Annotated in this window: 10 protein-coding genes; 7 read left to right on the top strand and 3 right to left on the bottom strand. The window is 57.1% G+C overall.

What is annotated here, in order from left to right; translation table 11 throughout:
- The first annotated feature begins 4 nt into the window (after positions 1-4).
- The 5 genes from P3T17_RS07860 (at position 5) to P3T17_RS07840 (ending at position 6,804) form a co-directional block, all read left to right on the top strand.
- A complete protein-coding gene (locus P3T17_RS07860) occupies positions 5-1,171 on the top strand; it encodes a hypothetical protein (protein WP_429405875.1) in 1,167 nt (388 codons plus the stop codon).
- Complete coding sequence (locus P3T17_RS07855; protein ID WP_429405873.1) at positions 1,168-2,010, top strand: glycosyltransferase family 2 protein; 843 nt, start codon at positions 1,168-1,170, stop codon at positions 2,008-2,010. The genes P3T17_RS07860 and P3T17_RS07855 overlap by 4 nt, the downstream gene beginning before the upstream one ends.
- 182 nt (positions 2,011-2,192) lie before the next feature.
- A complete protein-coding gene (locus tag P3T17_RS07850) occupies positions 2,193-3,053 on the top strand; it encodes a glycosyltransferase family 4 protein (protein WP_429405871.1) in 861 nt (286 codons plus the stop codon).
- A gap of 46 nt (positions 3,054-3,099) precedes the next feature.
- Positions 3,100-3,927 (top strand): glycosyltransferase family 2 protein, encoded by an 828-nt coding sequence (locus tag P3T17_RS07845; protein ID WP_429405869.1) that lies wholly within the window; start codon positions 3,100-3,102, stop codon positions 3,925-3,927.
- Between the two features lie 6 nt (positions 3,928-3,933).
- Positions 3,934-6,804, top strand: a complete 2,871-nt coding sequence (locus tag P3T17_RS07840) for a DUF4838 domain-containing protein (RefSeq protein WP_429405867.1) — start codon at positions 3,934-3,936, stop codon at positions 6,802-6,804.
- 21 nt (positions 6,805-6,825) lie between these two features.
- Here the strand turns inward: P3T17_RS07840 and P3T17_RS07835 are convergent, their stop codons facing one another.
- Both P3T17_RS07835 and P3T17_RS07830 read right to left on the bottom strand, forming a co-directional pair.
- Complete coding sequence (locus P3T17_RS07835) at positions 6,826-8,313, bottom strand: lipopolysaccharide biosynthesis protein (protein ID WP_429405865.1); 1,488 nt, start codon at positions 8,311-8,313, stop codon at positions 6,826-6,828.
- A gap of 67 nt (positions 8,314-8,380) precedes the next feature.
- A complete protein-coding gene (locus P3T17_RS07830; protein ID WP_429405864.1) occupies positions 8,381-9,292 on the bottom strand; it encodes a glycosyltransferase family 2 protein in 912 nt (303 codons plus the stop codon).
- 410 nt (positions 9,293-9,702) lie between these two features.
- On the opposite strand from P3T17_RS07830, the gene P3T17_RS07825 reads away from it, so the two are divergent.
- Positions 9,703-10,536, top strand: a complete 834-nt coding sequence (locus tag P3T17_RS07825; RefSeq protein WP_429405863.1) for a hypothetical protein — start codon at positions 9,703-9,705, stop codon at positions 10,534-10,536.
- Between the two features lie 24 nt (positions 10,537-10,560).
- Positions 10,561-11,181 (top strand): class I SAM-dependent methyltransferase, encoded by a 621-nt coding sequence (locus P3T17_RS07820; protein ID WP_429405861.1) that lies wholly within the window; start codon positions 10,561-10,563, stop codon positions 11,179-11,181.
- 74 nt (positions 11,182-11,255) lie between these two features.
- On the opposite strand, the gene P3T17_RS07815 is transcribed toward P3T17_RS07820, so the two are convergent.
- Entirely contained in the window at positions 11,256-12,176 is a 921-nt protein-coding gene (locus P3T17_RS07815; protein ID WP_429405859.1) for a beta-1,6-N-acetylglucosaminyltransferase, read from the bottom strand.
- Positions 12,177-12,660: the final 484 nt, after the last annotated feature.

The raw sequence follows: 12,660 nt of genomic DNA, 5'->3' as shown, positions 1-12,660 counted from the left end.
GAACATGCCGCGACGACTCATCAACATCCAGTTGGTGCTGGGACTGTCGCTGTTGTCAGTGCAGTTCGTGCTGATCGGCGGTGCGCAGCCAGGTCAGCTGTGGGCCGTTGCGCTGATACCGCTACTCGTCATGAGGAAGGCGATTCGCGTCAAAGGTCACGAGATGCTGGCGTACTTTCTGTTCATTGGCGTCGCGCTCCTGCTCACTGCACTGAGTGGCTATCCGCGTATCAAGGCGGCAGAGCAGATTGCGAAGTTCGTGGTGGTCTATCCCGTGTTTTATCTCGTCGGCCGCGCTTTTGGCAGGCACTATCTTCGCAACAAATTGCCGTTCGGTTACATCGCGCTATTCATGTTCCTGGCATACCAGGTTGCACTTCAAAAGCTGAACATTCCGATTCTGTATAAGACCGTGGATTTCATGCAGGACGCTTTGCATGGTTCGTTCAAGGAGAAAAACTGGCTGGCCACGTTTTTCTTTCTTTGCAGCTATGCATTGTTCCTCCAGTCGAAGCGCGGGAAAGCCGATGCTCTGTGGTTCATTGTGCTGAGTGCAGTCGTCGCGTTACTCAGCGAGTCCAAGACCGAACTGATCCCTTGTGCAATCGTCCTGATGACGCAGATCAAGGGCCGCACCGCGCTAAAGATGGCGGCAATTGCTGCAGGTGCGGCGCTTTACTATTTCCGCTTCCACAATGCGCTCTCAGGCGATCAACTGAACGTTCGGCTGGAACAGGAGCGCGGTCTCGCTTTCATGATGAGCGTCGCGCTGGTCGTTAAAGACTGGACGGGTTACGGCTTCGGTTTCGTAGAAAGTTACTTCGCCTCGTCGCCGGTCAGTGTGATCGGGCTGGGTGCAGGGACGAATTCGATCTTTTGCGCGCCACTCGACCTGATGCTGATCGCAGGCGTACCGGGCGTGATTCTATGGCTGGTGTTCTTTTGCGGAGCCGGACATGGCTGGCGGACCATGTTGTGCCTGGCACCCGTCGCGGCCTGGTCGCTCGTGAACCCCATGCATCAAAGCGAGATGGTGTACCTGTTTTGTGGCTATCTGGTGTCCTGGGGGAGCGGTGTCTTCGTCCCACGCGAAACCGCTACGTTTACCGACGCCTCGTACTTATTCCCTCATCACGCACGTTCACGTCAATTCCGCGGGGGACGCGTATGAAATTCTCTCTCGTGATGGCCACGCTCGGCCGCAGCGTCGAAGTCGAGCGTCTGTTCGTCTCGCTAGCGGAGCAGTCGTGCCGCGATTTCGAACTGATCGTGGTTGACCAGAATCCGGACGATCGTGTGAAAGCGATCGTGAACCGCTTTCGCGAGCAGATGGATATTGTTTATCTGCGCTCTGAAAAGGGCTTGTCACGCGCTCGCAATGTGGGTCTTGGGGCCGTCCGCGGGGAGATCATCGCCTTCCCGGACGACGACTGCTGGTATGCCCGGGATGTGCTTTCCTTTGTCGCCACGAGGCTTGACGAGGACAGAAGCCTGGGTGGTATCACAGGCTGCAGCGTGGATCACACTGGCAGGTTGTCACAAGGACGCTGGGCGAATCAGACGACGCTGGTTGACCGCTTTAACGTCTGGACCAGCGCGACGTCTTATACGATTTTCCTGCGTGCACAGGCCGTCGCGGCGGCTGGCAGGTTCGACGAAAGACTGGGCGTGGGATCGGGCTCGCCGTGGGGCGCCGGCGAGGAAGTCAATTTTCTGTTGGGTGTTTTGCGCGCGGGCATTGCCGTTCGGTACGACCCGGCTTTGCGCATAGCGCATCCGGAACCGCTGCAGAGCTTCGATGAAAGGAGTTTCACGCGCGGGCGCTTGTACAACCGGGGCTTTGGCCGTGTGCTCGGATTGAATGGCTATCCGTGGCATTTCGTCCTGTACCTGCTTGCAAGGCCGATGGCAGGGTGTCTGCTTGCGCTGTTCGATGGAGATGTCGCGCGCGCCCGCTACTACTGGATTGCCTCAACGCAGCGCATGCTCGGCTGGGCCGACAGGGGATGAAAATGACCTCTACCTCGCTGAGCGTGCCTTCACGTCGTACCTACACTGTCTATGCGGACCTGCGTTGGCCGGCGCAGACGGGTATCGGCAATGTAATGACTGCGTGTCTCGAACGGGCGCCTGGTGAAGCGACGATCGAGTCGCTGGATGTGCAGGGCGCAATTGGCAGTCCGCTTTCACCCATGTCGATCTCGAAGGCGCTGTTGAGCAGACGCACAGGCGGCGTATTTTGGAGTCCCGGCTTTGTACCGCCTGCGTGGGCCGGCTTGCCTTCCGTGGTGACCGTGCACGACTTGACGCATCGGCATTTCTATTCACGGTGGCACCGAACCTACTACGACGTGCTGTTGCGTCGCATGTATCGGCGCTGCGCAGCGATCGTGTGCGGCACGGATTGCGCTCGCAATGAATTTCTCGCGTGGTCCGGGATCGACGCCCGGCGGGTGCACGTGGTTCCAAACGGTGTGGGTGAGGCCTACACACGCAATACTCTGACGCTCGATTTTCCTTACCCCTATGTGCTTTATCCAGGTAACCGGCGCAACTACAAAAACCTTGACCGTCTAATGACGGCCTACGCGCAATCGACGTTGCCTGAGAAGGGCGTCCACCTCGTGCTGACCGGTAACGCTGACCAAAACCTCAGCGGGCTTGCAGAAAAGCTGTCCATACAGCCATTTGTGAAATTTATCGGAAAGGTCGCCGATGAAGACATGCCGCGCTTGTATCGGGGCTCGCTCTTCGTCGCTTTCATATCGCTATACGAGGGATTCGGACTGCCAATTGTCGAGGCAATGGCGTCGCGCGTCCCCGTTTTGACCTCCACGGTGTCAGCGATGCCGGAGGTTGCGGGCAACGCAGCATTACTTGTGAATCCTTTGAGTGTTCCGGACATCAGGACGGCAATGAACCGTCTGGCGGATGAACCTGCCTTGCGCGAGGACCTCGTTGGCGCAGGTGTCGAAAGAGCGAAGCGGTTTAGTTGGGACGAGACGGCCGCTGGTCATTGGAGCATCGTCGAAGGCGTGTCTCAAGCAGCGTAAAGACTGCTTGCTGCGCTTGTACTGGTTGTTCAAATCCGGGGGGAGTATGAGCATTCAAGTTCGCTTGAACGTCGTGATCGTGAATTTCCGGACACCGGATCTCACGTTGAATTGCATCAATTCTGTTCTTGCGCTAAGGATCGCGCAGCCTGAAGACGTGGTGGTAGTCGAAAACGCTTCGCCCGACGATTCATATCAGCGACTACGTGCGCAATTGCCTGCCGGCGTTCGTCTGGTCCGTTCGTCCCTGAATCGCGGTTTTGGAGCTGGTGTAAATCTTGGCGTTGTGGCGGGCATGCACGAGTACGTGCTCGTTTTGAATCCCGACACCTACTTCGTCGACGCGAGTCTGCAAAGAGCGCTCGATGTGCTGGCAGCGGCACCGGCGATTGGTCTCGTGGGACTTGATCTCACCAATCCGGATGGCACACGCCAGTACTCGGCGAGGCGCTTTTATAGCATGCTCGATATCGTAGGGCGGCGTACGTCGCTCGGAAGATCGGGAATATTGCGCGAGCGCATCAAGAGGCACCTTATGGTGGACGCCTGGGCGCCAGGTGTTCCGTTTGACGCCGACTGGGTGATGGGCACGGGCTTCGTCGTGCGGCGCTCAATTTTCGAAGAGTTGAGTGGCATGGACGAGGCTTACTTTCTTTATATGGAAGATGTCGATCTGTGCGCACGCGTGTGGCATTCAGGTTATCGCGTGGTGTGCGTACCAGGGGCGCGTCTTGTGCATGAACATCAACGCCAGTCAGCGGGTGGATTGATGAATCGTGCTAGCCGCTATCATCTGCAAAGCCTGCTTCGATTCCGCAATAAATTCCGGGTGCCGTTGACCTTTCCGCCAGGTATCAACGGTATCGGCAGGTAGAGGGGCATGGCCGCGACCCGGATCACGCTCCTTCGTATTGCCGGATATCTCGCTTACCTTCTGCTCGCAGCGTACTGTCTGGCAGTTAATGCAGCCGAAGAGTCCTTGTTGATCAACGGGGACTTCTCAGCAGGACGTAGCGGGTGGTGGGGCGACGCGGCGAAAGTCGTCAGGCAGTCGGATGTCGGTGACGCACTGGAACTAGCGGGCGGCTTCGTTGCGCAGGATCGCATTGCCGTCAAAGGAGGATTGCGCTACCGGATCCAGTTGCGGCTCCGTACTGTCGACGCACCGTCAGGCTCCGCCTTTGTCCAGGTCAGCTTCAGAGGGCCAAACGTAGATACGGGCTGGCGCGGTGTCGAGCGTATCGCGCAACCATGGGGATTTGAAGCCGCAGTAATCGTGGATCGCGAAGCGAGCGGTCCGTGGACAAACTACGACGTGGTCGTGCAGGCACCGCCGCAAGCAACTCAGATACTGCTTTATCTACGCAAGGTGAAAGGGACTGCGGGCGTTGTGCAATTTGCTCAGGTTAGTCTCACAGCCACCGATGAACCCGTCACGACGGCGGCCGCGATACAGGCGGCGCAAACGCGTACAAGCTTTTCTCGGGCACCGTTCCCCGACGCGGACCGCGAAGCGGCACTCGCAGCAGTGATCCGTTCGGGCGGTGCGCCCGCCAGGCAGTTGCAGTTGGCGGGAGATGGCGCGACGCGTTACCACATCCATGTTGGCGCGGATGCAGATGCGATCACGCTGCATGCGGCAAGCGAACTGGCTGACTATCTTAAGCAGATCACCGGTGCAGATTTCTCAGCTATTTCGGATGACAACGCACCGCAACCTGGACCGCTGATCGTAATCGGTCGCTCCAATCGACTCACGGAACCGCTATGTCCGCTTGCTGACCTCGACACGTTAGGAGACGACGGCTTCGTTCTGTGTACGTCAGGCAGAAATCTGGTCATAGCAGGCAACACATCGCGCGGCACCATGTATGGCGTCAACTGGTTTCTTGATCGAATGTTGGGCGTCAAATGGCTGGCGCCCGATGCGATCTACGTGCCCAGGCAGACCACGTTGAACATGGCTGCGCCACATGAAAGACAGATACCGCGTTTTGCCTATCGCGAAGTCTTGAGCAGCGAAGGTCAGGACAAGGCATTTCGAGCCCACAATCTGCTCGACGGCGAATCGCATGGTCCCTCGTTTTCGGCATCGCCAGCCGGCATTGACGACTGGGACCACAGCTGGCTCGCGAAAGGCGGTGATGCATCGTTCTGGGAATTGTTGCCGCGCGAGCGTTATGCAAAGGAGCACCCGGAGTGGTATGCCGGCGGTCAGGTCGCGATGATGAACCCGGCGGTGCGCAAAGTGCTGGCAGCGAATATTGTCGCGAGAATGCAGCGTTTGCCCGATTACACCAAAGTCTGGTTCGGTCTGCACGATATGGATTGGGGTTGGGACATGGACCCCGCGAGTAAAGCGTTCGCGGATCTTCATGGTGGCAATCCGTCTGCTCCGCTGTTGGACATGGTGATGGACGTCGCTGCGCAGGTGCGCGAGGTCCTGCCCGGCGCCAGATTCGCGTTCGACGCTTATCACTGGGGCTTTGCTCCGCCAACCGGGATGTCGGTCCCGGACTATGTTCTGGTCTATCCGATGACGATTCAGGTGGACTACAGCACACCGCTCGATTCGGGACGCAACGTTGAGCTTGGCAAAGGCCTGGCGGGGTGGAACGCCATTTCCCAGCATATGTTCGTGTGGGATCACGTCACCAACTTCGGAGGTTCGATACAGCCGACGCCGAACATTTACCCGATCGGCGCAAGCATTCGATGGCTTGCGACGCTAAAGCACGTCACGGGTTATTTTGCGGAGGGGAGCTGGTTCACTCCGGGTGCGGAGTTCGCGAGTCTGCGGGTATGGCTGATCGCGCGGTTGTTGTGGGATCCCTCGCAGGATGTTCATGCTTTGGTGGCGCAGTATTGTCGCGACTATTTCGGGGACGCGGGTCCGTATGTCCTCGACTATATCGACCTGATGCATCGCGCGATCGCGACGAGTGGCGACGTGCTGGCAGAGGAGACCCCGGTTGCCATGAAGATGTACACGCGCGAATTCGTTGTGCGGGCGGATCGGCTTTTAGCTCAGGCCGAACGAGCTGTCTCCGGAAATCCGTTGCTGATCGAGCGGGTGCGGCAAGCGCGCATGCCGCTCGATTTCGTCATTCTGGTGCGTCGTAACGAGTATGAGTCGAGCTCCGCTGGCGACACGTGGCAACTCGATTATTCAAACCGCCTTGCACGGTTCAAGCAAGCCGTGCGCAGTAGCCGTCTTGTGAGATTCCGGCAAGGGGGAAATTTGCAGCAGCTCGACCAGTTGCTGAGCGTCGAGCGTAGCGTGGCAGTGAGGCCCGCGTTGGCAGTCGGTCTTGCCGATTCGGATTGGCGAGACTTTCAGGACTTGAGCCTGGATCTCTATGACTCTGCGCATATCGTTGCCGATGCAACGGCGAGCGATGGCGCCGCGTCGTGCATGCGAGGCAATTCATCGATCTGGGCGGTTCAGTTCAAGTTCGACAATTTGCCACGCGAAGGACTTTGGGATCTCTACGTCAGCATACGGGTCAATACCGCACCGCGGGCAAATAGTCAGGGCGGAGTGCGAGTGGGATCGTACCCGCCTATGACGCTTTTCTCCTATGTGCCCGGCGCAGCGCTCGAAGAAAGTGACTACCACGAGATTCGTGTGCCGGGCGGCCCTTTCGCCTACGGTACCGATCACGACCGTGGAGTGTACGTTCAAGCCGCGAATCTCGGCTCAAACGATCAGGTGTGCGTCGATCGCGTGTTTGCCATACGTCATCGATAACCGCGGTGCGCGCGCCGAAGTCTAAAGCCCCACAGCGGAGCCGGAACTCTGTCGGGTCCTTTTGTTGAATCGCGGCGCCACTGCCTTTCGCAAGAAATCGAGGTCTCCGGTAAAGTTGATCAGCAACCAGTACGAGCCCGCCACAGCCAGAACCTTAACGCCTAGTAGCCATAGCGACGTTGTCTCGCCGAGGGTGTGGTTCATTTTTACTGCCGCAGATGCGGCGAGTAGCAGCAACACGCCAGCAATGCAGCCTGCCGAAGGCTGGAACAATTCGTAGACGGTGCGTTTGAATCCCAACCGCGCAAGAACGAAAAAGGTCACCGTTGTGTTGGCCATGAAGCTTGCCACCAGAAGCCAGGACAGCAACTTCAGATTACCCGACCACGCGCCTATCACGATCGCGGGGATCGAGGTAAGCGTCGAAAGTGTTCCGGAGAGGGAAAGCAGGTCCGTGCGGCCAATGGACTGGAAAATTGCTCCGCTCGATGCCAGAACGACCTGCACGCTGATCGAAAGGCTCAGGATCGCGAACACGTCAACGGCAGCTGTCCATTTACTCCCGTAAAACAGGTAAATGATGTCGCGCGAACATAGGAACGAGACCACTCCGACGAAGCCGCCGGCAATCACCAGCAAGCGAATGACCTTCTGATACGAAGCGAAGATCGACCGCATGTCCTGCTGTTGAGCGGCGTAGATTGGCTGGAGCGCAGGACCAATGACATGGGTCAGATTGTAAATCGGCATTAGCATGAGCCGATACGACATGTCGTAAATTCCAAGCGTGGCGGCGCCCATGATTCTACCGATGAAGATCTTGTCCAGATTGCGCGTGAAATAGTTGATCAGATTGAACAGGAACTGATAGCCCGAGTACGAGTAGAGCTGCCGCATGCCAGCAAAGCTGGGTCTGATGAATGGATTGAACTTGCAGCGTGCTACACACAGGCCGAACATCAATACAGAGAAGGCGGTGCTTTTCAAAATCAGTGCGAAAACGCCGGCGTGGTGAAAGGCCGCAACTACCGCGAGAATGCCCGACAAGACAGCGGAGGTCACTTCAACGGAAACGATGGCTTTGAACCGCTGCGCTCTCCTTAGCATCGCAAGGGGAACGATGACCCAGCATGAGAGGGCGATGGTCGGACCCAGAGCAAGCGCAATGCGCATGTATTCCGGGTCGCGGTAGAAGCGCGCAATCAAGGGGCCGCAGCCGGCAAAAAGGATGGCAACGACTGTGCCCACCAGGACAGTGAACCAGAAAAGCCCCGCTACTTGCGGCGCTTTCAGATCCTGGAACTGAACCACGGCCGGGCCCAACCCCATCTCGCTGATAAAGGAGACGAAGGTCACAAGGACCGCGACGGCTGCCACGACGCCGAAGTCGGCCGGATTGAGCATTCGCGCAAGTACCGCAGTCACCGCGATCTGAATCACAATGTTGCTATACCGTCCGACGAAGTTGACTGCAACGCTTTTTCGAATTTCGTAGTTGACGTTCGACATTCCTGGTTCTGCCCCGTGTGGCTCAATGTTTGAAAGGCGCGGTTCAATGCCTTGGTCTGAGAATCCACTAGCTGCCAAGCGTGTCGGCGGTCCGGGCGGAGACAGCAGCGTAACGATTGCGCAGTCGGGAGTAGAAGGATTGCGGGAGCAGAAGTTGGGCAAGCTTGCGCGCTAGCGCGGGCAACTGGAACGAACCGGCTAGCAGGGCGAGTTCCCAAACGGAGAGCTTCACTTGTGGGTAGTCGCAAAGCGCGCCGAGGATGCGGGCACTTTCTCTCAAGGAGTACGGTCCGTGTTTCATCCTGAAGCGCTTGAGTCCATAACGGATAACGAAGCCGGGTTGCGTAGAGATTCGATCCGATGTGCTTTTCAAATCCAGCACATAAGATGAATTGCCGCAGTTGATGAACTGCCCATACATTTTTGCCATGCGTAGCCACAGATCCCAGTCTTGCCAGCATGGCATCGAACTGTCGAAGAGACCCGCGCCGATCAGATGGTCGCGTGGCGCAAAGGCCTGATTTCCAACGGCGTTGTGAATCTTGAGCTTGTCGCGATCAGCTCGTTGAGGCGATGCAGTTCGATCCAGGCGGCTTGTCCGAAGAACCTGAATGCCGTCGAATAGGGCCGCGATGCGGGCCTCCGCCCCGCTCAGCGCGTGCCATCTTTGAACGAAAGTCTGTATCCGGTCGGGTTCGAAATAGTCATCGTCATCGAGGCCTGTCACAAAGTGTCCACTTGCCGCCTTGATGGCCAGGTTCCTGGCAATGCAAGCCCCTACGCTAACCGGCATGAAAACAGGTAGTACGCGCGATGTTTTGCTTAGCGCCTCCAGGTAGTCGCGAGTACCGTCGGTCGAGTTGTCATCCACCACCACGATTTCGATGCTGGGATACGACTGGCTTAGAACGGAATCGATGGCGCGCTTTAAGAGCTCAATCCGATTTTTGGTGGGTATATAGACGCTCACCAACGGCATGGGTCGGCTTGTTTGCATGGCAGGCGTGATTCCCCGAAATTTCGATAGTTATTTTGCGCCTCGTCGCCCCATGCGATTGGCGGGCACGATGGATATCTGAAATGCGAGGTCGCGTGATCAATCACGATTAAGCGAGAAGCGTGCCATCGGAATTGAGTCTCCAGGACGATGCTTTGTGTTGCCGTTTTAGCCTATGTCTTGATAGCCCGGACGTAACATCCCGCGATGTTACGGGTACACCACGCTTCTGACTCAAGGGTTCCTGCCATTCGTCCAGCGCTGCCGCGAGCGCGGCTACTGGCACGCTTATAGCTTTAGTGGTTACGTTCCCCACCGGCGCCGTGAGCACTGCTATGTGCAGTGTCGATGAGGATCGGTTCGCTATCACTACGCTCACCTGGTTACTTGATATGAAAAAAATCGCCGGCCACGACAACCCTCACGTGAGGGTTCATGCATTCATCATCAGCTGGAAAGGGATGCAGCGCCGCGCAAGTGACATAGCCGATGCGGTGTTTGAATTTGCCGACGATGTAACGGTGATTTACTCAAACGAAGACGATTCGATCGAAACCGGAAAGGGACATTGGATTCAAGTCCCAAACGAATGGTTTTATGGAAAGAAGTTCGAGGAATGTCTTCGTCGGCATACCTCCGGGGTGATGCTGCAAATCCAGGCGGATGCCAGCTCTCGCGATTGGAGGGCCGTAGTTGAGAAATGCCGAAAGACATACCGGACGCAGCCCAACGTCGGTGTATGGGCACCGAACGTCGACTTTAATGCGTGGGGGACGGAGCGGGTTTCAATCAGGCGCGTCGATAGCGCCGAAACGGTTGCGGTCGCCAATACGGATGGGGTGGTTTGGAGTATGTCGGAGTCTGTGGTCCGCCGTTTGAGCGAACTTGCCTACGACGTCAACAATATGGGTTGGGGCGTCGAATGGGCAGCTATCGCTTACTCGATGGCTAACAACCTGCTGGTGCTGCGCGACCTGTCGATTACGATCCTGCATCCGAAAGGATCGGGGTATGGGCGGCACACAGCAGGTGTACAGATGGATGCGTTCTTTGCGCAGTTGACAGTGCAAGAGTCCATTCAGCTGGACGTGTTGAGGAAATATTGTCATCCAGATGGGTTGCTGCATAACGCCACGGCGAAGGGGCTGCTAAGAGCGCTCGCGAAGAAGATGGTTCGTTACCCTCATTCGCTGGCATCAAAGTTCGGCATCCTGCAGCGGACCTGACATGAATAAAAGCAGCGAGGATCAATGAAACAGGTTAGCCGCTCACACTATGCTTTTGGCCAATACATGGATAAGAGGCGCTGGAGCAGCGTATGGCATCAACTTGATGAAATAATCAAGCTCGCCCCAGAACATGTACTCGAGATCGGGCCTGGAACCGGAGTATTCAAAAACACCGCGTCTGTTTTCGGTCTGAAGGTCGAGACCGTCGATCTCGATCCGGAGCTCATGCCTGACTACGTCGGTTCGGCAACAGCGCTGCCGTTCGCGGACAAGACGTACGACGTCGTCTGCGCTTTCCAGATGCTCGAACATCTGCCTTACACGGATGCACTGGCCGCATTCCGAGAAATGGTACGCGTCACCCGCAAGAATGTCGTGATCAGTCTTCCGGACTCCAAAGCAGTCTGGCCTCATTCCTTTCAGCTTCCGAAGGTTGGGATCATCAACTTTTTGCTTCCCAAGCCGTTTTCGGCTCCACGGGCGCATGAATTCGATGGTGAGCACTATTGGGAAGTCAATAAGCGCGATTATTCGTTAGAGAAAATCGTTGCCGATTTCTCGAAGATTTGCGGTCTCAGCAAGACCTATCGCGTGCACGACAATCCGTATCACCGGTTTTTCATCTTCGAATCGCGGCGATGACCACGGAGTGGAGTAGCGACAAGCTGAGTCCGGCCGGGAGACCGTTGGCGCGGCTACGGCCAGGCTTGACCGGATCAGATCTCTGCAGCAGCGAGGGCCTGCGCCGCCAGTTGCACGTCGAGAAGCTCCAGTAATGCGCTGGACCGCGGTCCGAATTTTCGGGCAAAGAACGCAGGTCGTTGTGGACCATACCCGTCCTCGCGAACGAACCCTCGCACCAGATCTTCGAGATGTATCCCGGTCAGTTCCGCTGGATAGGGTGGAGCAGCTTTATCCCAGTCCGTGTAGTGCAGGTTAGGGCGGCAGTCTTTGTCCAGGCCGCACTGGCGCAAGATGGTTTGAAAGAAAAACTCGTCAGCAAAGCTGGTGCGCGCGCAATAGCGGACAAAGTCCGGCCGTTGGTCGATGAAGTTCAGGATCGCCGTGACGGTGCTTTTCTTCAGCGCGAACCAGGACGAACCCGCCAGAAAGTCGGGTTCCTCGAAGCCCCATGGCAGTTTGCGGCGCGCTCCTACAAGCCGGTTCGCGAGTCGGAAGAAAAGATTGGCGTAGCGGCTCATCGAGGCGCCAAGTCCTGCGTTGCGTCCACCGCCTCGTTCGAGATACGGAATCACCACGCGATCGATCGATTTTCCCAGGCGCCCAAACTCCGTCAGGTTGATGCAGTCTTGTTGATGCTTCGACAAAAACGCCGCGAGTTCCGAAATCGGCCTGAGTGGGTAGTCGGCACCGCTAAGGAGAATGAAATAGTCGTGCGCTTCACACTTTGCAGCGGTGCGAATCAGTTCCAGGGTCGCCTCGACCTGTGAGAAGCCCGCCCATTGCACGTCAAATCTTTTAGCGGTTAGTACCGCATCGTTGCGCAGGTGCGGGAGCGTTGCAACTTTGGCGTCAATGTGCAGATAGCAAGTCGAATCGCGAGTTTTTAGTGTGCCTAACAGTCGATCAAGGTGGGCGAACTGGTGGTGCGCGACGATCATGAAAGCGATGTTCAACGTTTAGCCTTTCTGAAAAGAGGCAATGCTAAATGCGGTGGCGGTGACTGCCGACAGATAGCGAGCCGGTGAACGGGTTCAGCGAGATCTATGCCAAGGACGTCGGCGATGGTTACGACAACATCATCGACAGCGGATCGCGCGGGAGGCTGCTGGAAGCACTCACGGAGTGAAGTCATGTTCCCTGCGTGTTACCGCCTGTAACGGGGAACGTTACGTAATGCACGACCCGTTTCGAACTCGTTCGCATCGCCACGCCGCGTCTAAAGAGCCGGCTCTTTCCTCAGGGCATGGCACCGACGCGCGTTCGTCCACCAAACGACGCGCGGTGTCGCCTATGTAATTTTTGGCACATTAGTTGCTCTCGAATGACGCGGTGCACAAGCACCACCAATAAAAAACAGGGACGGCGATGGACGACCTCTTGAAGGCGCGGCTTGGCAACGGGGAAGTGAGGAGGGGCGGTACGCCCTTCTGCAAGACG

Origin of the sequence: Paraburkholderia sp. GAS82, assembly GCF_050436285.1 — a bacterium.
GTDB classification, from domain to species: Bacteria; Pseudomonadota; Gammaproteobacteria; order Burkholderiales; family Burkholderiaceae; genus Paraburkholderia; species Paraburkholderia phenazinium_B.
The sequence above is the reverse complement of the archived record's forward strand: the minus strand, read 5'-3'. Positions and strand labels throughout refer to the sequence as shown.

Coding starts and splice junctions, on each gene's coding strand:
- P3T17_RS07855 (WP_429405873.1), top strand. CDS start 1,168: ATGAAATTCTCTCTCGTGATGGCCACGCTCGGCCGCAGCGTCGAAGTC.
- P3T17_RS07820 (WP_429405861.1), top strand. CDS start 10,561: ATGAAACAGGTTAGCCGCTCACACTATGCTTTTGGCCAATACATGGAT.
- P3T17_RS07860 (WP_429405875.1), top strand. CDS start 5: ATGCCGCGACGACTCATCAACATCCAGTTGGTGCTGGGACTGTCGCTG.
- P3T17_RS07845 (WP_429405869.1), top strand. CDS start 3,100: ATGAGCATTCAAGTTCGCTTGAACGTCGTGATCGTGAATTTCCGGACA.
- P3T17_RS07830 (WP_429405864.1), bottom strand. CDS start 9,292: ATGCCGTTGGTGAGCGTCTATATACCCACCAAAAATCGGATTGAGCTC.
- P3T17_RS07835 (WP_429405865.1), bottom strand. CDS start 8,313: ATGTCGAACGTCAACTACGAAATTCGAAAAAGCGTTGCAGTCAACTTC.
- P3T17_RS07825 (WP_429405863.1), top strand. CDS start 9,703: ATGAAAAAAATCGCCGGCCACGACAACCCTCACGTGAGGGTTCATGCA.
- P3T17_RS07840 (WP_429405867.1), top strand. CDS start 3,934: ATGGCCGCGACCCGGATCACGCTCCTTCGTATTGCCGGATATCTCGCT.
- P3T17_RS07850 (WP_429405871.1), top strand. CDS start 2,193: ATGTCGATCTCGAAGGCGCTGTTGAGCAGACGCACAGGCGGCGTATTT.